The 20,777-nt window shown below is 66.8% G+C and carries 19 protein-coding genes and 1 pseudogene; 6 read left to right on the forward strand and 14 right to left on the reverse strand.

Translation table 11 applies throughout. The features are described 5' to 3' along the window. The first annotated feature begins 70 nt into the window (after positions 1–70). Both IP65_RS15800 and IP65_RS15805 read left to right on the forward strand, forming a co-directional pair. Positions 71–2,629 carry a TonB-dependent receptor gene (locus tag IP65_RS15800; RefSeq protein ID WP_054132285.1) on the forward strand — a complete coding sequence of 853 codons (2,559 nt, stop codon included), beginning with the start codon at positions 71–73 and terminating at the stop codon, positions 2,627–2,629. Beyond that, positions 2,629–4,785: an Atxe2 family lasso peptide isopeptidase gene (locus IP65_RS15805; RefSeq protein ID WP_054132286.1), complete on the forward strand. Its 2,157-nt coding sequence runs from the start codon at positions 2,629–2,631 to the stop codon at positions 4,783–4,785. Before IP65_RS15800 ends, IP65_RS15805 begins: the two co-directional genes overlap by 1 nt. Here IP65_RS15805 and IP65_RS15810 read toward each other — a convergent pair. The 4 genes from IP65_RS15810 to IP65_RS20940 all read right to left on the reverse strand — a co-directional run bounded on the left by IP65_RS15810 (position 4,774) and on the right by IP65_RS20940 (position 7,721). Then, positions 4,774–6,510, reverse strand: a complete 1,737-nt coding sequence (locus tag IP65_RS15810; protein WP_082350188.1) for an asparagine synthase-related protein — start codon at positions 6,508–6,510, stop codon at positions 4,774–4,776. The genes IP65_RS15805 and IP65_RS15810 overlap by 12 nt on opposite strands. Then, positions 6,483–7,127 carry a lasso peptide biosynthesis B2 protein gene (locus tag IP65_RS15815; protein ID WP_171792861.1) on the reverse strand — a complete coding sequence of 215 codons (645 nt, stop codon included), beginning with the start codon at positions 7,125–7,127 and terminating at the stop codon, positions 6,483–6,485. The genes IP65_RS15810 and IP65_RS15815 overlap by 28 nt, the downstream gene beginning before the upstream one ends. 80 nt (positions 7,128–7,207) lie before the next feature. Further along, complete coding sequence (locus IP65_RS21410) at positions 7,208–7,345, reverse strand: hypothetical protein (protein WP_156306644.1); 138 nt, start codon at positions 7,343–7,345, stop codon at positions 7,208–7,210. A gap of 196 nt (positions 7,346–7,541) precedes the next feature. After that, on the reverse strand, positions 7,542–7,721 hold the full coding sequence (locus tag IP65_RS20940; protein ID WP_197279266.1) for a hypothetical protein: 180 nt from the start codon (positions 7,719–7,721) through the stop codon (positions 7,542–7,544). Between the two features lie 754 nt (positions 7,722–8,475). Here IP65_RS20940 and IP65_RS22235 point away from each other — a divergent pair. Further along, positions 8,476–8,616 (forward strand): annotated as a pseudogene (locus tag IP65_RS22235) (transcriptional regulator domain-containing protein); the annotation flags it as partial. 184 nt (positions 8,617–8,800) lie between these two features. Next, a complete protein-coding gene (locus IP65_RS21745) occupies positions 8,801–9,229 on the forward strand; it encodes a DNA -binding domain-containing protein (protein ID WP_158441975.1) in 429 nt (142 codons plus the stop codon). A 168-nt stretch (positions 9,230–9,397) separates the two neighbouring features. Here the strand turns inward: IP65_RS21745 and IP65_RS15825 are convergent, their stop codons facing one another. The 10 genes from IP65_RS15825 to trbB are packed head-to-tail and all read right to left on the reverse strand — an operon-like array spanning position 9,398 to position 18,840. Next, entirely contained in the window at positions 9,398–10,762 is a 1,365-nt protein-coding gene (locus tag IP65_RS15825) for a TrbI/VirB10 family protein (protein ID WP_082350191.1), read from the reverse strand. Continuing rightward, the gene (gene trbG / locus IP65_RS15830) at positions 10,759–11,625 is read right to left on the reverse strand and encodes a P-type conjugative transfer protein TrbG (RefSeq protein ID WP_054132289.1); all 867 of its coding nucleotides are present in this window, start codon (positions 11,623–11,625) and stop codon (positions 10,759–10,761) included. Before trbG ends, IP65_RS15825 begins: the two co-directional genes overlap by 4 nt. Before the next feature lie 53 nt (positions 11,626–11,678). Then, positions 11,679–12,362 carry a conjugal transfer protein TrbF gene (gene trbF / locus IP65_RS15835; RefSeq protein WP_054132290.1) on the reverse strand — a complete coding sequence of 228 codons (684 nt, stop codon included), beginning with the start codon at positions 12,360–12,362 and terminating at the stop codon, positions 11,679–11,681. A gap of 3 nt (positions 12,363–12,365) precedes the next feature. Then, complete coding sequence (trbL, locus tag IP65_RS15840) at positions 12,366–13,631, reverse strand: P-type conjugative transfer protein TrbL (protein WP_054132291.1); 1,266 nt, start codon at positions 13,629–13,631, stop codon at positions 12,366–12,368. Position 13,632: 1 nt separating this feature from the next. Further along, positions 13,633–13,956, reverse strand: coding sequence for a putative entry exclusion protein TrbK-alt (gene trbK-alt / locus IP65_RS20945; protein WP_082350193.1), 324 nt, complete (start codon positions 13,954–13,956; stop codon positions 13,633–13,635). Between the two features lie 5 nt (positions 13,957–13,961). After that, on the reverse strand, positions 13,962–14,717 hold the full coding sequence (trbJ, locus tag IP65_RS15845) for a P-type conjugative transfer protein TrbJ (protein WP_054132292.1): 756 nt from the start codon (positions 14,715–14,717) through the stop codon (positions 13,962–13,964). Further along, positions 14,714–17,194, reverse strand: a complete 2,481-nt coding sequence (gene trbE, locus IP65_RS15850) for a conjugal transfer protein TrbE (protein ID WP_054132293.1) — start codon at positions 17,192–17,194, stop codon at positions 14,714–14,716. The genes trbJ and trbE overlap by 4 nt, the downstream gene beginning before the upstream one ends. Positions 17,195–17,201: 7 nt before the next feature. After that, positions 17,202–17,483: a VirB3 family type IV secretion system protein gene (locus IP65_RS15855; RefSeq protein ID WP_054132294.1), complete on the reverse strand. Its 282-nt coding sequence runs from the start codon at positions 17,481–17,483 to the stop codon at positions 17,202–17,204. Then, positions 17,480–17,812 carry a TrbC/VirB2 family protein gene (locus IP65_RS15860; protein ID WP_054132295.1) on the reverse strand — a complete coding sequence of 111 codons (333 nt, stop codon included), beginning with the start codon at positions 17,810–17,812 and terminating at the stop codon, positions 17,480–17,482. The genes IP65_RS15855 and IP65_RS15860 overlap by 4 nt, the downstream gene beginning before the upstream one ends. Further along, on the reverse strand, positions 17,809–18,840 hold the full coding sequence (gene trbB / locus IP65_RS15865) for a P-type conjugative transfer ATPase TrbB (RefSeq protein WP_054132296.1): 1,032 nt from the start codon (positions 18,838–18,840) through the stop codon (positions 17,809–17,811). The genes IP65_RS15860 and trbB overlap by 4 nt, the downstream gene beginning before the upstream one ends. Before the next feature lie 321 nt (positions 18,841–19,161). Here trbB and IP65_RS15870 point away from each other — a divergent pair, with 321 nt between their 5' ends. Together IP65_RS15870 and IP65_RS15875 are read left to right on the forward strand one after the other, a co-directional pair. Next, complete coding sequence (locus IP65_RS15870) at positions 19,162–19,938, forward strand: S1/P1 nuclease (RefSeq protein WP_054132297.1); 777 nt, start codon at positions 19,162–19,164, stop codon at positions 19,936–19,938. Positions 19,939–20,168: 230 nt separating this feature from the next. Next, a complete protein-coding gene (locus IP65_RS15875) occupies positions 20,169–20,621 on the forward strand; it encodes a YaiI/YqxD family protein (RefSeq protein WP_054132318.1) in 453 nt (150 codons plus the stop codon). Positions 20,622–20,777: the final 156 nt, after the last annotated feature.

Here is a 20,777-nt window from a genome sequence, read left to right on the forward strand (position 1 = left end):
CACCCGTCGCCGGCGTCGAACCCTGCATCGCACACGCATCAAGCGTGGCCAACGATGAGGGAATGCAACGATGTCGAGACGCCCCGGACTCCAGTCCTTCCTGCTGGCAAGCGCAGCGCTGCTGCTGATCCAGCCTGCCGTGGCTCTCGCAGCCCCGGCGCCGCGCTATAGTTTCGATCTGCCAGCGCAGGATCTGGGCGAGGCGCTGCGCGCGGCCGCCGCGCGCGCCGGCTGGCAAATCTATGCGCCCGCGCAAGCGGTGAATGGCCGTATTGCGCCGCCGCTGCATGGCACGATGTCGCTGCCCGAAGCGGTCGCTACTCTGCTCGCCAGCAGCGGTCTGGTGGCGCACTTTTCCGGCCAGACCGTGACGATCCGGGCCGCGGGCACAGCCGATGCGGCAACCCAGGCCACGAGCGATGCGCCGATCGTGGTGACCGGCACCCGCATTCGTGGCGCGGCGGTGGCCGCACCGGTGATCCAGGTCTCGCGCGCCGATATCGTCGCTGCAGGCCAGACCGATCTGGGCCAGGCGCTGCGCGCGCTGCCGCAGAACTTCGGCGGCGGCCAGAACCCGGGCGTGGGTGCCGGCGCCGGCGGCACCAATGAGAATGTCAACATGGCAAGCAGCGTCAACTTGCGTGGCCTCGGCGCCGATGCCACGCTGACCCTGCTCAACGGCCATCGCCTGCCCTATGATTCCGCTTACGGTGGCGTCGACATATCCGCGATCCCGGTTGCCGCGGTCGAGCGGATCGATGTCGTCGCCGACGGTTCCTCGGCCCTCTACGGCTCGGATGCCGTGGCCGGCGTGGTCAATGTCGTGCTGCGCCCCGACTATGTCGGACTCGCCACGTCGACCCAGATCGGCACGAGCACCCAGGGTGGTGATTTCCAGCAGCAGGCCGATCTGGTCACGGGTGCGCGGTGGGCCTCCGGCGGCATGATGCTCGCCTATGATTTTGCTCACAATTCGGCGATTGTGGCACGCCAGCGTGACTTTGCCGGGACCTTGTCAGCAGACAACACGCTCTACGGTGAACAACGGCGCCACGCTGTGACTGCCACGTTGCACCAGGATCTCGCGCCAGGGCTGACGCTGCGCCTCGACGGGTCTTACAGCACGCGCGCCTCGCAGACCGCCGGCGGCACCGATGCCTCGCGCATCCTCTACCGGCCGCGCGTGACGATGCTGTCGCTCGCCCCCGAGTTGACCGCCGCACTGGGTCGTGACTGGACCGCGCGTATCCTCGGCACCTGGGGCCAGGACCATACCCGGCTCAGCTCGGACTTCGATATCACCAGCAGCAATCCCTCGATCAACAGCGGGTGCGTCTGCAACCGCGCCTGGTCGGCCGAAACCAATGTCGAGGGTCCGCTGTTCCGGACCCCCGGCGGCACCGCGCGTCTGGCGCTGGGCGGCGGCGTGCGGCGCAATGGCTTTGCCTATTCAGTCGTGAGCAATGGCGTGACAACGCAGGATTACAATGTCGCCCGCTCGAGCCGCTATGCCTTCGGTGAACTGAACCTGCCTATCATTGCTCCGGGCAACGCCGTCCCCGGCGTCACGCGTCTCAACCTTTCGGCGGCACTGCGGTACGAAGATTATCCTGGCATGGCGCGCATGACGACGCCGCGCCTGGGCCTGATCTATGCGCCGGCTCGCGCCATCACCATCAAGGCCTCATGGGGGCGCTCGTTCAAGGCGCCCACGCTCTACCAGCAATACATGGGCTACCAGACCTATCTGCTGCCCGGCAACTGGTATGGTTTGCCGAGCGGCAACCTGCTGCTGGTCAGCGGCGGCAATACCCATCTCACCCCCGAGCGGGCACGGACCTGGCAAGCTGGAGTCACGGTCGAGCCGGCAGCCGTGCCGGGCCTGCGCGTCGAAGCCAGCTATTTCGATGTCCAGTACCGCGACCGGGTTGCCGAACCTTTTCCCGGCAGCATTGCCAATGCGTTGAGCAATCCCGGCAACGCCGGGCTGGTCACCTTTTCGCCCTCCGCACCAGCATTGACCACGCTGGTCGCTGGCTCGCGGCCCGCCCTGGTCAACTACACCGGTGCGGCGTTCGATCCTGCGGGCGTCGCGGTGCTGGTCGACGATCGCTACGTCAATATCGCGCGCCAGGCCATCCGCGGGATCGACTTGCGCGCGACCTGGAAAAAGCCGCTGGACGATCGGCGCACATTGGCTTTCGACCTCGCCGGGGCCTGGCTGGACAGCGACCAGATCCTTTCGGCCGGTCAGCCGCAGACCCGCCTTGCCGGCGTGATTTTCCAGCCCGCCAATCTGCGGGCACGCGGCGGCGTCAGCTATGAAGACACGCGGTTCAGCGGCGCCGTGCATGTCAATTACATCGGTGCCCTGCGCGACCAACGCTTTGCCACGCCCGCGCGCTTGTCGCCGCAGGCCACGGCCGATCTTGCGTTGCGTTATACGCTACTGCCAGCCCGCCGGTCGGGCGAGGATCCGGGCCTGGTCGTGTCGCTGACGGTCAACAACCTATTCGACACGCAGCCGCCAGCGATCGGTCAGACCGGACCGACCGACACCCCATTCGATTCGACCAATTACTCAGCCATCGGTCGCTTCATCGCGCTTGGCCTGGCGAGGCGCTGGTAATGGCCCTCGCGCTTGCCCTCCTCCTGGCCGAAGCCACCATTGCCTGGCCCGTCAGTCCAGCGCCGGTAGCCGATCGCTGCGATCCGCCAGCCGCCCCGGCTTCGGCTGCGCCGGCATCGCGTCTGGTCACGGCCCAGGATCTGGCCCGGCTGATCGATATCGGACGATCCGATCCCTATGATGCGCCGCCGCCGTTCGGCCTGTCACCGGATGGCAAGACTATCGCAGTGATCTTGCGCCAAGCTGATCCGGCCCACAACGCCTATTGCCAGCGCCTGGTACTGGTACCCGCCGTGCCGTCGGATGGATCGCCGGCGGCACCCAGAGAAATCGACCGTGGCGGCACATTCATCCGGGCGACCTACCCGTTGCGCACGTTTCCGGCGCTGCGGGCCGGCTATGGCCAGGTGATCACGCCGCACTGGTCGCCCGATGGCCGGACGATTGCCTATATCAAGCAGACTGCCGGGCCACCCCAGGCCTGGCTGGTGCCCCGCGACGGTGGCCCGGCGCGGGCGCTGACCGCGCTGCCCGACGCGGTCGAGAACCTCGCCTGGAACGCCGAGGGCACGGCCCTGATCATCGCGACCCGCCCTGCCCTGCGTCAGCAGAGCGAAGCAATCGCCGCGACAGCGGGCGAAGGCTATCTCTACGACGATCGCTTTGCGCCCGAACTGGCCGACCATCCCATTCCCTCGGCACCGATGCCCCTGGTCTTCAGCCGTGTCGACATCGCCAGCGGCACGATCCAGCCGGCAACGTCGGCCGAACGGGCAATCCTGGTGCCGCCCCCTGCACCAGGCCAACCCTCACAGGCCAGCGGCGCGACGCCCAGTGCCGATGGGCGCTGGGCCTGGATCGAGCCGGTCCATCCCGCATGGGTGGTCAACGCGCGCCAGGTGGTGATCGAAGTGCCGGCACGACGGGGGCCGCCGCGCCGATGGCTGTGCCCCGAGGCACTGTGCGAGGGCACTATGCATCTCTGGTGGTCGCGCGACGGCGCCACGCTCTACCTCCTGCAGCGCACCGGCTGGGGCCGCAGCCAGACCCGACTGCTGCGCTGGCACAGCGGCGCGCCGCGCCCGGAAGCCGTGCTCACCACCGACGACGTGCTGGTCGGGTGCGTCCCCAGACCCGATGCGCTGTACTGCGCGCGGGAAAGCAGCGCGCATCCACGCGTGCTGGTGCGTATCGACTGGCGCAGCGGGGCATCGCGTACCGTGTTCGATCCCAATCCGCAATGGGCCCAGTTCCGGCTCGGCACGATCCAGCGGCTCAAGGTGCGCAATGCCTACGGCGTCGAAAGCCATGCCGACCTCGTCTTGCCGCCCGACCATCGCCCCGGCGAGCACCATCCCCTGGTCGTCGTGCAATATCTCAGCGAAGGCTTCCTGCGCGGTGGCACCGGCGACGAAAATCCGATCCAGCCGCTGGCCGCACGCGGGTTCGCGGTGCTCAGCTTTGCGCGTCCCGGCGCAGTGCCGAGCGTGCGCGACGCGCCCGATGAAACCGAACTGATGCGCCGTGAGCACGTCGACTGGCTCGATCGCCGCAGCGTCCAGTCGGCGCTGGAAGAAGCGCTCCGCCAGGCCGTGGCCACCGGCACGGTCGATCCCGCGCGCATGGGCATTACCGGGATGAGCGAAGGCACGTCGATGACACAGTGGGCGCTGCTCAACAGCAAGCTGTTCAAGGCCGCCGAACTGGGCGTGTGCTGCGAAGGCCCGACGATCTACCCGCTGGTCGCTGGGCCGGTGTTCGAGCGGCTCGGGCGCCAGCTGGGCACGGCCTGGTTCGAGCCCCAATCGGCGCAAGTGTGGAAGCCGATGGACCTTGCCGCCAACGCCGAGCGGATCACGGCGCCGATTCTGATCCAATCGGACGACAGCGAATATACCAACGCGCTCGATGTCGTCGCGCAGTTCCGCCTGCACGGCAAACCGATCGAAATGTGGGTCATGCCCGGCGAACCGCATTTCAAGTGGCAACCGGCGCATCGCCTGGCGATGTACGAACGCACGATGGACTGGTTCAGCTTCTGGTTGCAGCGCCAGCGCGATTGCGACCCGAACAAGGCCACACAGTACCAGCGCTGGCTGGCCATGCCTGGCGCTCCCCGCAAAGACGAGGTCACCTGCCTCCCATCACGACCATGAGCGTGCCCAGGCCTCGGCTTCGACCAGATCGAGCAAGCGATAGATCCGGTCGTCGTCCGCCTGGGGATCGAGCGCAAGGGCCGCATTGATGGCGGCAAGGTCGAGCAGCCCCTGCCCGGCCAGCAGGCCATCGTGCAGCATCGCCCGCAACCGGACGCGGCCCCGCGCGAAGACCGCGCGCATGACCGTATCCGGTCCGGCCTTGGCGACCCGCCCGGTGATCGCGGCCGGCAGCTCAGCGGCGAACGCCGCACGCGCCGGCGCGCGATTGATGCCGCCCTGACACCAGACCCAGGTCGGAATGCCCAGGCAGGTCTCGACCAGCGGCTGGCTGAACAAGGGCGAAAAGCGCAAGGGATCGTCCAGGCCATGGACGTGATGCTGGGCCGCCTCGATCAAGCGCAAGTGCGCCCGCGCCCCTGTCGCCGTCATCGGCACCTGCGCCTCCCAGTCCGTCAGCGGCAGCGAGGGGGCAGTCTCGCCCGGGCCAGCCAGAAGACCAAGGTTCGGTGCGCATCTCGCATAGCGCTGGCGCCGCCACCATTGCCGCAGAATGGCGCGCACCAGGGTCGGGGCGTCGGCGCCGGTCAGTCGGCACAGGTCGACAAAGACCTCTGCCAACTGGCGCGACGGCCCCAGTGTGCGCCACGCATCAAGAAACGGCGCTGCCGAGTGGAGGAAGCAGAACACATTGTCACCGCCATTGCCGTCGAACACGCGCGCCGCGCCGACTGCGGCACAGGCTTCCCCGAGCTGACGCCGCAACTCACCGACGAACATCTTGCCCACGGGCCGCGCACTGTGCGCAAAACTTGCCGCACCCGGATCGATCGCGGCGATTTCGTAGTGCGCCGCACGCCACGAGACGTCCAGTCGCGCTGCAAGACGGGCGACATAGGCGGTTTCGTCGCCGCTGGGATCGGGTGTGGAGACGGTCGCACAGGAGAACGGCCGCTGTTCGACAGCCAGGGCCGCGCAGACCAGCGAGGAATCGACGCCACCGGACGCCGCGACGACAACCTGCCCGAAATGTCCCGACCAGGCGCGCATGACCATGCGCGCACAGTCCCGCACACGCTGCGCTGCGACCGCCAGCGTGACGTCGCCCGATGCCGGCACATGGAGCGCCGGTTGCCAGATTGCCACCTGATGCGCTCCCTGCTCGAGGGGGTAGAGCACGCCGGGCGACAGTTCGTCGACACCAACCAAGCATGTCGCACGCTGCCGGCGCTCGGGATCCTGCAGAAACTGCCGCACGTGAGGCCAGGAGACACTCATCGCCATGCCCGCCTGCGCGAACAATGCTGGGGCCGTTGCCAGCAGACAGCGACCAGCGTCGATACGCCGATAGAGCGGCAGCAGGCCGGAAGGATCGCGCAGGATCGCCACCGACTCACTTCGCGGATCGACCAGGACAGCGAACCAGGCGCCCCAGGTGTGGCGCACCAACCAGTGCGCCACGGCCGATCGGTCGGCCAGGGCCGGAGCGCCGGCCAGGGGGTCCACCAAGACATTGCCGTCCCGATCGAAACTGCACCCCACCAGCCAGCCCCAGGCTCCCAGGGAACGGACGGACCAGCCCTCCCCCAGCCATAGGCCGCTGCGTGCCGCGCGCAGGTCGCGCAACTGGCGCAGCGGGACAAGCCCCTCGCCAAGCCCGCCGTGCAGCTGTAAGGCCAGTGCTGCGTCGAGGGGCTTCACTGCGCCAGAATCGGGGTGAAGCATGCCACGGCCTCAGGCGTGTCGTTGAGCACCATGCGTCCGGCCTGGACCCAGCAATGGGCGGCAAAAGGGCCCTGCCGGACACCCAGCACGGCATGGGCGCGCCAGCCGCGCCGGGCGAGCAGGTCGACCAGCGCGAGGGAACGCGGCAGGCAGCGATCGGCCGCCGTTCGCAAAAAGCAGGCAAACTGAAACCCGCGGACCAGCCGCCCGGCGGCATCATCGATGCCGATCGGGCGTGGTGTCGCCTTCACCGTCAAGACCGCGAGTTCATCGCAGAGCGGAGCGAGACCGCGGCGCGCCAGAGCCCGCTCGTAGCTCCGTTGCTGGCGCAACGCCCGGGCGGTCTCTGCCAACGGCAACCCGCCATGGTTCAAGGCGTCACAGGCCTGATCGGGCAAGGTCCAGCGGCAGGGTTCCAACACCAGCGGCTTATCAGCGACGCCAGCCAGATCGCCAAGGCCCGCAGCCTGCAGCGCGATGCGATCGACCATTCCTGATGCGACAAGCGCACAAAATGCCTTGGCCTGGTGATCGGGAAGTCGAAAATAGCGGCCGCTGACGAGATCGAGAAATATGGGGTCGTCGCCGACAAGGCAGAAGTGCAGGCCCGGCCGCAAGAGTGATGGTGCCATTGCACGATCCTCCGGGCATGAGGGCGCGAGCCGGTCAGGTTCCGGCCCGCGCCCAAGTGGGAGGATCAGTCTTCGACGATGCCGAGCGCGAAGCTCTGCTGGCCGATGCTGGCATCCTGCCGGGCCACCGCTTGGCCGCGGGTCACGGTGGCGACATCGCCGAGGTCGATCAGGGCGGTGTCGGTCTGGTCACGGTCATTCATGGTTCAGTCCTTTCCGGTTGGTGCGACTCCTTGTGTCGCCCGGACAGGATGCGAGGCCCAACCTCGCATAACCATTTTATAATCGATTTATTTTCAGTCAGAAGCGCGCCGCGAAAGCTGGCCATTCACAGAGCATGAATGACGGAACCGACACGTCGGCCCCCCGGCGCGACCTAGCGCGCCGGGACCATGTTAGTTAACGCGGGCATTTGATGAATTTGCCCTTGGCATCCCTGCACGGCTTCTTGGGGGCTGGCTTGGCAGCCGGACACTTGACGAAGCGCCCCTTGGCGTCCTTGCAGGGGGCTGCGTAGGCAGTGAGCGGCGTAGCAGCCATAGCCATGGCTGCGGTCAAAGCGATTGCAAGCTTGCGCATGAAGACACTCCTAGTTTGCACCCCAAATGCGATAGATACTCGATTTTGGCAGGACCGCGAGCTTGCAAATGTCAACAAGGGTCAAAACCGCGTCCAGCAGATGCCTGCGACCGAAATTGCGGCCATGACCCTTGGCGTCGCTGCAAAACTGCTGGTCTCGCAACACGAAGTCGGCCGCGCACCAAGGTTTAGATTGGCGCGCCCTGCGCCACGCAGCCCTGGAAGAGGGCGGAATTACCTTTAGATTGCAGATCGGTCGAATTCAGCACGTTTTCGCGCTCAAGGTCCACGATCACGATATTCGCCTCAAATCCAGGCAGCAGCCCGCCGTTGCGCGAAAGGAGCGCTTTCTCGTGCCGTCATTTCGGTCCGCGCTCGGATCAGGATGAGCTTATCAGCCTGGCAAAAAAGACGGCAACATCTCCAATCTCGCTGCCGTACGACGAAGCGGCAAGACAGCCGGGCGGTGGAAGAGCGTTCTTGGGACGTCTTGTCGGCACCTTTAGCATCACGCCTGGACATGCGCGCCGACCACCCGGCTGATTATCGACTATACGGCAAGCGACCGCGCGCACGATACCAGACCTTTGCGATTTTGCCGTGCGAATTGAACGGCTTGTCTTTTCGCCGATCCGCGACCCTCGTGGGCATGCCCTGTCTATACCAAGAACAGGGGAGCCCCCCTCCTCGCCCGGGGAATGGCTGCGCACGATAGCGATGACCATGCTGCGTCTCCGAGACAAGGAGCGCCACAATGGTCGTGCCCGATCCAGCCTGTGACTTTGCCAGCTATGCCCAGGAATTCCTGCGCAGGAACGAAGCCTATCGCGCGGCCTGGCTGGGCATGCAGCGCCACAATCGCGCGCGAAGAAGGGGGTGGGCCCAAGCATGGGGCCTGGCGTTTTCCGTTCAATCCCGATGCTACAGTCCACGCCATGCCGGCACTCTGGCAACCGACATGGCATCCCGCCACACTGGTCCTGGTCGCGGCGCCGCCCGGCACGCCCGGCCTGTCACGCGCTGCGCTCAGCGCCAGCCTTTATGCTGCATCGCCAGCGCCGACCAGTTGGCCCCATCATATGGCCGTACGCGCCGGCAATGGCTGGTTGCGCTTACTTTTGCCGGAAAGCGACGATTGGCTGCACTTGACATGCTTTGCCACGCCCGATCGCCATTGGCGACTGCGCCGCTGCGCACTGGGACGCCTCCACAACCTGCTCAATGACGGACGCACTGCTGGCTGGGATACGATTGACAGGCCTAGCGCGTACCAGCGTCATCGCCTCGATCTGTTGCTGCGCCTGCTCGATGCCCGCCGGGCGCAGCCCGCCACCAGCATGCGCGAGCTCGCCGAAGCCGTGGTATTCCCCGGTGGGCGCTTCGATCGCGCGATTGACTGGACAACGAGCGCGGAGCGTCGTCAGGTTCATCGCTTGCTGAGCACCGCCGAAGCCCTGGTTGCCGGCGGCTATCGGCAGCTGTTGCATGCCACATCCAACAAGGGCTGAGGCGCAATGTCTCCAGTGGCTTGCCAGGGGCAACGATACTCGTCGGCAAAGATCCAATCCGTTTTGGCAATTGGGCATGGCGCCGCCGCCGGTACGCCTGACGTTGCACAAGCGTCAGGCACAGATGATACCATTGTCCGTTGGCAATGGCAGCCAGGACCCGGCGCCTCACGGCGTCGCTCCGCTGGCCTCGAACACGAGATCACGCGTCACCAGGACGCGCACCGGATAGCCGGGGCGGATCGTCAAGGTGGGCGGCACGTCGAGCGCCCGCGCCACGATCTGCGTGCCGGCGCGGTTGACGCTGTCCTGTCCGCCCTGGCGCAGAGCGCGGACCAGCGCATTGTCGCTATCGCTGCCCCATTCTGCCCCGACTGCGAGGAGCGTCGAGACCGCAGCCGCGCGCATGATGCCACCCCAGTGAAAATCCGTGCGATCCTCAAGGCCGGCCTGCCCGGCCGGATCCGTGCCGGGCAACCGGGCAAGGTCGAGCGAGCGACCATCGGGCAGGATCAGGCGCGTCCAGACCAGCAAGGCGCGGCGCTGTCCGGCTGCAATGGCGGCGTCGTATTCGCCGATCAGACGCGCGCCTTGCGGAACGAGCAGTTGCGTGCCGGACAGGCTGTCATAAACGTTCTGAGTCACTTGCGCGGTGATCTGGCCGGGCAGGTCGGAGCGCAGCCCGGTGATCAGCGCAGCCGGAATGACACTGCCGGCCTGCAGCACCGCCTGGCCACCCGGCGGCACGAGGCGCGCGGCCGAGATGGTCGACGCCGAGCCCGGGCGATCCAGGAAGGCCTGGCGCGCGTCCGTCACCGATGGCGGCGCGGAACCCGGCTGAGCGGCAGGGAGTATCACACCGGCAGCGGGTTGGCTGCTGACGCCACCCGTCTCTGCCAAGTTGTCGCCGTGATGGACCGCTTCGCTGGCAAACAGGCGGCTCTGGCGCGCGGCATCACGCTCGGCCTGGCGGCGCTGCCGTGCCGCGGCAAGGCTATCACCGCTCGGTCCAGCCGGCGGTGCGGCTGGCCCGCTTCCCTGCTTTTCCGCCATGGGCTGCTCATGGGGCCTGGTCGAACCGCTGGGCGGGTCCGACTGGTCACCAGCTTGCGCCTGATCACCGGGCAGGACGGAAGCAAGCCGGGGAACTTCGGTGTAATCGCGCGGTGCCTTGGCCAACACATTGCCAGGCTGGGCAGACGCGACCGGTGGCGTGTCCGCCTCTGACGATGCACGCCCACCTTGCAGCCCGAAGGCAAAAGCCAGAGCAACAAGAGCGGCGCCCGTCGCCGTCAGAGCGAGGACTGCCTTGGACGACAGGCGCTCGACGACAGGCCAAGCGGGACGCAGGCGGACCATGGCTGCGGCCGCCGCTTGTATGCCACCGCGCCGATCATGGGGCGCGGCGCCGTCGGACGCCTGCTGGTTCTGTGCAGCGGGGCTTTCGCCATCGGGTTCGCCGGCGGACTCGCCGTCGGGCCCCGTGGCGCCATGATCTGCAACAGCGCGTTGCGATCGCTTCCGAGCGGTCATGACCGTGCCTTCCTGGCAAGAGCGGTGATCGTCACGCGCTGCGCCGATTTGCGGTCGCCCAACCGCATTTCGGCGCGATCGAACAGGCGATCGACCACCAGAAAACGACCAGCCACGCGGTAATTGACCAGTTCGACTTGGTCCCCAGCCCCAGTGACAAACAGCGGCGGCATGTCGCCCGCGGCAATGTCTGCAGGGAAGGCGATGTAGACCCGGTGGCCATCGTCGAAGACCCGATCAGGCCGCCAGCGCGGCTTATCCCCGCCGATCCTGTAGCGGAAATCGAGTGCATCCGGATCGATACCCGCTGCAATGGGTGTGGACTGCTGCGCGGCCTGGGCACGGGCGCGCAGGGCAACGAGCTCGTCCTCGGGATAAGTCCACGACACCGCAGCGAGCCAGCTCGAGGGTGTCGCGCGCAACTCGAGATAATAGGTGCGCCGATCGGTATTGATGACCAGGTTTGTGGTGATGTCGTTGCGGGTTGGCTTGATCAGAATGTGCACCCGTTGGGCTACCCCGGCGCCACTGGTGGTATCGCCGATGAGCCAGCGCACCGTGTCGCCGGCCGCGACTGGCCCACTGCCCACCAGGTGCTCGCCATCCTGCAGGGCAATATCGGTCACATGGCCGGGGCTGGCATAGACCTGGTACAGCGCACCGGTCGCAAATGCATAGCGCTGGATAGCATTGGCAAAACCCTGCGGGTCGGGCTCGACGCGCGCCGCGCCAGTGGCCGCGGCCACGCGCACGGATGCTGCCGACTGCGCCGCAACGCCATGATGGGCTGCGGCAACACGCGCTGCTTGGCTCGCGGCGCCAAGCGGCGCAATGGCCAGTAGCGACACCAAAGGCGTGATCATAGAGCGGCGCAGACGCGCGCAAAGGGCAGACCAGGCAAAGTCAGGCAGACAGGTCATGGCGTAAGCTCCCTCGACCAGTTGATAGCGGTGATGAACAGCCCGAGCGGGTTCTTGCGCAGCGCATCGGCCGAACGCGGCGCCTGGAGCGTGATGGTCAGGATCGCGCTCCATTGCTCGGTATCGGCCAGGCCGCCATCGCGATAATGGCGCTCGCGCCAGGCGACGCGAAAGCTGTCGGGTGAAGCGCGCAGCACGCTGGTCACGTCGACCGCGACCTGCTCCTTGCCGATCCGCGCGAAGGGATCGTTGCTGCGCGCATCGGCGCCAAGCGCCTGCCCGCCGCTGTCGCTCACGAAATCATAGGCCCGCAGCCAGTTCTGCCGAACAACCACCGGGTCGGCCGGGAGGCTGCGCACATCCTCGATGAAACGGGCAAGCTGGTAGGCAATCTGGGGATCGGTCGGCCGGTACCCGGCCTGAGCGGGCGCCACCGCGCGGACTTCGCCGAGCCGGTCCACTTCGACAACCCATGGCACGATCGTGCCGCGGACACCTTGCCAGACAAGACCCGCAGCAAGCAGACCGGACAGGCCAAGCGCGGCCAGACAGGCGTAGCGCCAGTTGCGCGCCTGCACGCGGGCCGAGCCGAGACGTTCGTCCCAGACCTGCGCGGCGCGCTGGTAGGGCGTGACCGGCTCTGGGGTCATGGCATAGCGGATCGAGGAACGCCGAAACATGGATCAATCCTCCTTCTGCGAAGTGTCGATGCTGGTACCGGCGCCCTGGCTGTCGCCGCTGCGCAGCGTGTGGGCGGCCATCATCGCGCCCTGCCCCAGCGCCTGGCGTCGGCGCAGCGCGCGCGCCCAGGCCGGTGGACTGGCCGGTTCGGCAGATGCGCCCGCGCCCTTGGCCAGAGCAGGTTCACTCCGCCCACCCTCGCCTGATCCGACGCCGGCCTTGCGCAGCGGTGCCGTGGCCCCGCGCGCAGCCGTGCTGCCAATCTGGCCAAGCCCGTGTGCGACGCCAGAAAGCCCGGCATGCCCAGCCGCGCCTTCGCGGTAGGCGGTCCCGGCCGCGCTGACGCCGCGCAGCGTGCCCATGGTCGCGGCGGCTGCCGCGCCGCCGGCAAGGCCAACGGCAGCAGCGCCACCCGCAGCAAGCCCGCCGGCACCTAGCACAGTGGCTGCCGCCGCACCGGCGCCGAGCTGCGGGCCACCCGACACCAGCCCACTGGCAATGCCTGGGCCGAAGACCGCGAGCGCCAGGAGCGTCAGGCTGGCCAACACCAGCGTCATCGCGTCCTCGAGCGTTGGCGTGCCCGAGATGGCGGCGGTAAACTCACCGAAGATCGTCGAGCCGATCCCGACGATGACGGCCATGACCAGGACCTTGATCCCGGAAGCCACGACGTTGCCGAGCACGCGTTCCGCCAGGAATGCAGTCTTGCCGAACAGCCCGAACGGCACGAGCACGAAGCCGGCCAGTGTGCTGAGCTTGAATTCGACAAGCGTCACGAACAGCTGGATGGCGAGGACGAAGAAAGCGAGCACTACCAAGACCCAGCAACCGAGCAGGACGACGATCTGCACAAAGTTCTCGAAGAAGCTGACATAGCCCATGAGGTCGGAAATCGCCTGGAGCAGCGGGCGGCCGGCATCGAGCCCGACCTGGGCGATGCGGCCGGGCTGGAGCAGTTGCGCGGTGGTCGTGGCCGTGCCGCTGGCCTTGAGGCCCAGTCCGGCAAAGCTGGAGAAGACCACGCTGGCGAGATGGTTCCAATTGCCGATGAGCCAGGCAAACATGCCGACAAACAAGGTCTTGCGCACCAGACGGGCGAGAATATCTTCGTGCTCGCCCCAGGCCCAGAACAGCGCGGCGAGCGTGATGTCGATCGCGACCAGCGTGCTGGCGATAAAGGCTACATCGCCATGGAGCAGGCCAAAACCGCTGTCGATATAGCGCGAGAAGACCGCGAGAAAGCGGTCGATGATGCCGGTGCCGTTCATGTCACCAGGGCTCCTTCACGTGCGACGGGGCGGCAGCCGGTCCTGCCCCGGCGGATTGGCGCGTGGGCAGACCAAAAAAGCGGCGACGGCTTGCGTCCCACAACGCCGCGCAGGATGCCATGGCCGGATCGTTCGGCGCGATCGTGGTACAACGCCGCTCAGATGGATCACCAAGCGGAGGCGCTACGACAACGGGTCGCGGATCGGGCAAAGCGCCCGGTTCGTCGTTGTGCGGTCCCGGCAAAAGTGCCGCAATCAGCGCCATCACCGCGGCGAGGCCGAGCAAACCGAGCAGCAGGATGCGATGGATACGGGGGTGCGCCATGGCCGTTACTCGTGAAACAGCGTGACTGGCTCAGCGACATAGCCGTGGCCGGGAGCCAGGAAGCGACGCAACTGCTCACGCGCCTGGGCCTTGGCTGCAGCTGCCGCCGCCGCGTCGAGAGTCTGGGCACGCCCCTGGGCAACCAGCGTAGCTGCAAGGTCGGCAAGCTGCTGCGATTGCACCGCCAGGATCTGGTTGCCCGCTTCGATCGCCTGCAGCGCGCCTGTGGCATCGTGACTCGCCTGCATCAGACTGGTCAGCGACTGACGCGTCGTATCGAGATGGCCGACCGTCAGGGCCTGAGTCTTGAGCGCATCCTCGAATGCCGCGACACTGTCCTGCCAGCGGCTTTGCGCACCGCTGACGAGCGCCTGGTCAGACGCCGACAGGTCGATCGCGCGATAGCGGGCGGAAAAGCCCGACTGAACCGTATCGACATTGTAGCTCAGCCGCTGCGCCTGGCGGAGCAGTTGCCGGGTCTGGTCGAGCTGCTGCTGGATCGGCGCGACCAACGACAGTGGCAGGCTGGTGAGATTGCGCGCCTCGTTGAGCAGCGACTGGGTCTGGTTCTCGATCTGGCGCAACTGGTTGTTGACCTGCTGCAAGGCGCGCGCGGCCGTGAGCACGTTCTGCGCGTAGTTGGACGGGTCATAGACAATGCCGCTGAACTGGGCCTGGGCTGGCCCAGGCAAGACGGCCAGCAGACTGGCTCCCAGCCATGCGGTGACAGCGCGCAGCGCGCGCCCCAGATGAACACTCATCGCAGCAGGTTCTCCGCAGCAGGTGGCAGAATTTCAGGGAGCAGTTCGGCTGCCCAGTCGAGGCCGCGGGCGCGCAGCCAGGCGAGCGCAAAAGGCGTGCCTGCCCCGGCCTCGGCCAATGCGGTGATCGCCTGCTGATCGCGCGGCCCCCCGGCTGCGGCAAAGGCCAGGGCAATCTCACCCAGCCCGAGTTCGAACAGGCGGTTGCCGCTCCGCGACTGGCAGTAGTAGTCGCGCTTGGGCGTGGCTTCGCTGAGGATCGCGATCTGGCGATCGTTGAGGCCGAAACGGCGGTAGAGCCCGAGGATCTGGGGCTCGCGGGCCCGGGCATTGGGCAGGAACAGCCGCGTCGGGCAGCTTTCGATAATGGCCGGCGCGATGGTCGATCCGGCGATATCGGCGAGGCTCTGCGTGGCAAAGACCACGCAGGCATTCTTCTTGCGCAAGGTCTTGAGCCAGGCGCGCAGCTGGGCGGCAAAGGCCGGACTGTCGAGTGCCAGCCAGCCTTCGTCGATGATGATCAGCGTCGGCGCACCGTCGAGCCGGCGATCGATGCAGTGGAAGAGATAGGCCAGAACCACCGGTGCTGCCGCCGAACCGGCGAGCCCCTCGGTCTCGAAAGACTGGAACGTCGCTTCGCCAAGGTCTTCGTGCTCGCCATCGAGCAGGGAGCCAAACGCCCCGCCCAGGCACCAGGGCGCGAGCGCCTGCTTGAGGTCCTGGCGCTGGAGCAGAATAGTGAGCCCGGTGAGCGTGCGTTCGACCGGCGGGGCCGAGGCCAGCGAGACCAGCGCGCTCCAGACATGGGCCTTGATGGCAGGATCGACGACAATGCCTTCGCCGCCGAGGATGGCCAGCAGCCAATCGAGCGCCCAGGCCCGTTCGGCTGCATCGTCGATCCGCGCCAGCGGCTGCAGCGCGAGGCCAAGACGCTCGGGAGGCTCCATGCTTTTGGTGCTGGCCGGGGCTTGGCCCACGATGGTCTGGCCCAGGTCCTGCCAGGTGCCGCCACACGCCAGGGTGGTTGCACGGATCGCTCCGCCAAAATCGAACGCAAAGATCCGCGCCTCGGGATAACGGCGAAATTGCAGGGCCATAAACGCCAGCAGCACCGACTTGCCCGCACCGGTCGGGCCGATCACCAGGCAATGGCCGACATCGCCGACATGGAGCGCGAAGCGGAATGGCGTCGTGCCCTCGGTCCGGGCATGGAACAGTGGCGGAGCGTGCCAGTGCGGATCTTCGTCGGGCCCGGCCCAGACCGCCGACAACGGGATCATGTGGGCGAGATTGAGCGTCGAGACCGGCGGCTGGCGGACATTGGCATAGACTTGGCCGGGCAGCGTGCCGAGCCACGCCTCTAGCGCATTCATTGTCTCGCTGATCACGGTGAAATCGCGGCCCTGCAGCACTTTCTCGACCTGCCGCAGCTTCTCGGTGGCCAGGGTCGGATCCTCGTCCCACACAGTGACCGTCGCTGTGACATAGGCGGCGCCGGCATGATCGGCTCCGAGTTCCTGTAGCGCCAGGTCGGCATCGAGCGCCTTGTTGGCAGCATCGTTATCGACCAGGACAGCCGCTTCGTTGGTCATGACTTCCTTGATGATCGCGCCCAGCGACTTGCGCTTGGCAAACCACTGGCGGCGAATGCGGGTGAGCAGGCGCGTCGCATCAGTCTTGTCGAGCATGATCGCGCGGGTCACCCAGCGGTAGGCAAACGCCAGGCGATTGAGCTCGTCGAGAATGCCGGGAAAGGTCGCCGACGGAAATCCGATTACGCTCAATGAACGCAAGTGCGCTGCGCCCAGGCGCGGCGCGAGGCCACCGACCAGCGGCTCGTCGGCGAGCAGCGCGTCGAGATAGACCGGGATCTCGGGGACGCGGACGGCGTGGCGACGAGTCGAAACGCAGGCATGGAGGTAGCGCAGCGTTGCCGCATCATCGAGCCAGGCGACTTCGGGGAGGAACCCCTCGACCAGACGCAGCAGGCGCTCAGTGCGATCAGCAAAACCCTGCAGCCAGTCACCGGCATTGCCGCTTTGCCCTACGCGGCCTTCGAACAGCCAGCTTTCAGCGCGCGCGGCGTCCTCGGCCGGCGGCAGCCAGGTGAGCGTCAGGTAATAGCGGCTTTCAAAATGGGCGCCATGCTCGGCAAACTGGGCCGCTCGCTCGCGCTCGACCAGCGCGGAGACGGGATCGGGAAAGGCATCGTCGGGATAGCCACGCGCCGGATCGCGGGCAGCCTCGACAAAGATCGCCCAGCCCGACCCGAGGCGGCGCAGCGCGGCATTGAGCCGGGCCGTGACGGCGACAAGTTCGGCCGGGGTGGCAGAATCGAGATCGGGACCGCGGAAGCGCGCTGTGCGCTGGAAACTGCCGTCCTTGTTGAGCACGATACCGGGCGCGACCAGCGCGGCCCAGGGCAGGAAGTCGGCAAGGCGGCTGGCACCCGAGCGATATTCGCGCAGCGACATCATGACACCCTCACACCGCAAAATAGGCCGGGAAGCGCAGATGGCGCCGCGCGACGTCCACGAATTGGGGATCGCGGCGTCCAGCCCAAACGCCAAGCCCATGGCCCACCGCCAGCAGGGCCAGACCGACCAGCCACAGCCGCAAGCCCAGCCCGACCGCACCGGCCAGCGTGGCATTGACGATCGCCAGGCCACGCGGTGCGCCGGCGAGCAGGATCGGTTCGACCAGGGCGCGGTGCACCGGCACGGCAAAGCCTGGCACGATGGCGGGATCGAGACCGTCCTCGCTCACAGCACGGCCCCGCCGCCAAACGAGAAGAACGAGAGGAAGAAGGACGAGGAGGCGAACGCAATTGAGAGGCCGAAGACGATCTGGATCAGACGCCGGAAGCCGCCCGAGGTATCGCCGAATGCCAGCGAGAGCCCGGCAGCGATGATGATGATCACGGCAATGATCTTGGCAACCGGCCCCTGGATCGATTCCAGGATCGACTGCAGCGGCGCCTCCCAGGGCATCGAGGCACCTGAAGCATGAGCCGTGCCCGCCGATACCGTCAACACGGCAGGGAGGAGCAGCGGAACGAGGCAGCGCCGGCGGAAAAGATGGCAACGCGCATTCATAGCAGGGTTCCTTCAGGTAGGATGGAAGGGGCATGCCCCGCGGACGCAGCGAGCGGGGCGAACTGGTAATCGCCGTTGGCAGCAAGGCCAGTGACTGCGACGAGGTCGGCAAGGTGGCGGGCCGGCCCGTCGCGAACGAGCACCGCGATGACATCGATGGTTTCGGCAATCAGGGCGCGCGGCACCGTCACGACGCGTTCCTGGATGAGCTGTTCGAGGCGGCGCAAAGCCGCGAGCGCGGATCCGGCATGGATCGTGCTGATGCCACCGGGATGACCGGTGCCCCAGGCCTTGACGAGATCGAGCGCTTCGCCGCCGCGCACTTCGCCGATGGGAATGCGATCTGGCCGCAGCCGTAGCGCCGAACGGACCAATTCGGACAGCGTGGCGATACCATCGCCCGTGCGCAGGGCGACGAGATTGGGCGCGGTGCACTGCAGCTCGCGGGTGTCCTCGATCAACACGACCCGGTCGGGCGAGCGCGCCACTTCGGCGAGCAGGGCATTGACCAGCGTGGTCTTGCCGCTCGAAGTCCCACCCGCCACGAGAATGTTGGCACGTGATGCCACCGCGTTGCGCAGCGCCTCGGCCTGGTCGGGGCGACAAATGCCGGCCGCGACATAATCGCCCAGCGTAAAGACCGCGCTGGCGGGCTTGCGAAGGGCAAAGCTCGGCGCGGCCACCACCGGCGGCAGCAGGCCTTCGAAACGGGCTCCGCTTTCCGGCAGCTCCGCCGAGATACGCGGAGCCCGGCCATGAACTTCAGCACCGACATGGTGCGCCACAAGCCGTACGATGCGCTCGGCATCCTCGCCTGAAAGGGTTTCGGTCGTTGCCACCAGCCCCTCACCAAGCCGGTCGAGCCACAGCCGGCCATCAGGGTTAAGCATGACTTCAACCACCACGGGATCATCGAGCCAGGCGCAAATGCGCGGCCCGAATGCAGTGCGCAGCATGCGCGTACCACGCGATGCACCAGGAGCATGCTCGGGCGACGCGCTGCGGGAAAGGGAAGAGGGACTGGACATCACGCGCCTTGCTCAATCCGCGCGGCCCGATGCCAGCGCGGCAAGGCCTCTTAAGAAGGCAGCAATTTCACCAAAGGCAACAGCTACTTGCCGCTCTCGCAGGCTGGCGTACAATCGGCCAGTCTGGCGCAGATTCTCTGCCGCACGCTCTTCTGTGACGACGAGGTTGACCTCCCCAGCAGCAGTCGCATCAGTGGTCTCAGCGCGGTCCATCCGACGAGCGACCAAGCCCGTAGCGCTGCGCCCCGTCGCAGCGCCGTTGTCCCCATCGCGGCGCCCCGCTAACGACGCTCGATCGCAATCTCCTTGGAGAACAGACGCATGCGCCGATCCTTGATGGTTGTTCTCTCGCTGGCGCTGGCTTCGCCCGCCCACGCCTGGGGTCCCGAAGGCCATCGCATCACCGGCGCGATCGCCGATGCCAACCTCAGTGGCCTGGCGCGCGCGCAAGTCCACCTCCTGCTCGGCTCGGAAGACCTGGCCCAGGCGGCAACCTGGCCCGACGAGATGAAATCCGATCCCGACCCGTTCTGGCAGAGGCAGGCCAGCCCGTGGCACTATGTCACGGTCAAGGGAGACGACTATGTCGCCAGTGACGCCCCGCCCGAAGGCGATGCGATGACAGCCCTCGCCCGGTTTACCGCGACCTTGCGCGACCCGTCAGTGCCGATCGAACAGCGGCGCATGGCCCTGCGCTTCATCGTCCATATCATCGGCGATCTGCACCAGCCTCTGCACGCCGGCGCCGGCACCGATCGTGGCGGCAATACCGTCCAGGTCACCTGGTTCGGCAAGCCGACAAACCTCCACAGCGTGTGGGACTCGGCCCTGATCGAGCAGCAGGGCCTGTCCTATTCCGAATATGCCGGCTGGCTCGCCCGCGCGATCACCCCGGCCCAGGTGGTGGCCTGGAACCAGCGCGATCCGCACGTCTGGATCCGCGAGAGCGTGGCCCTGCGCAAGACCATCTACCCCACCGACCCGGCACTGTCGTGGAGCTACGCCTACCAGCACCGTCCCGAGATCGAGGACCGCCTCAAGCGCGCCGGGGTGCGGATCGCGGCCTATCTCAATGCGGTGTTCGAACCGGCGCTTTGAGACCGACCTCAACGGCGCGGTGCGCGGTCTGATGCGGCAATGTCGGGGGCTTGCCGCGGCACCGCCATGCGATCGCTGCGCCACTGCTGGCGAGCGCCGGCGGCCATTGCGCGGCAGCGTTAGCAGCGCGCTTGGCAACCATACCGCAGGGCCCAGGATGATGGTGTCGCAGCATTTTTGGCAAAAAACCGGTTCCCCCTCTTTCGTGCGATGCTCTACGGTAGGTCATGATGCAGATACTGATCGACGCCGACGCCTGCCCGGTGAAAGAGGAAACCTACAAGGTAGCGCTCCGCTACAAGGTTCCTGTGGTTGTCGTCAGCAACAGCCCGATTCGGGTGCCGCACGACGCGCTCATATCGCGCAAGGTCGTGAGCGACGCATTCGACGCGGCCGACGATTGGATCGTCGAGAACACCCTCGCCGACACGTTGGTAGTCACCGCCGACATTCTGCTGGCCGATCGTTGCCTGAAATTGGGCGCCACGGTCATCGCACCAACTGGCAAACCCTTCACGAGCGCCTCAATCGGTAGCGCCATCGCCATGCGGGCAATCATGTCCGATCTGCGCGCCGGTGGCGAGCAGTTGGGCGGCCCCGCCCCGTTCAGCAAGGCCGATCGCTCACGCTTTCTCTCCGCGCTTGATGAGGCGCTGACCAAGCTGCAGCAATGGAGCAGATGACGCTGAGTTGGCCGATTTCGCCACACAGAGAGACGATTGGGGTCAAATCAGGGGAGCACGCCTAGCTTTGATCGGTCAGGCTGCGATCCGCACCAAATGTGCTTGCGGCGCTGGCCCGGCAATGCCGGGCGATGTCTCAAGCACGCTAATTTCGCT

This window comes from Novosphingobium sp. AAP1, from assembly GCF_001295765.1.
Lineage (GTDB): Bacteria > Pseudomonadota > Alphaproteobacteria > Sphingomonadales > Sphingomonadaceae > Novosphingobium > Novosphingobium capsulatum.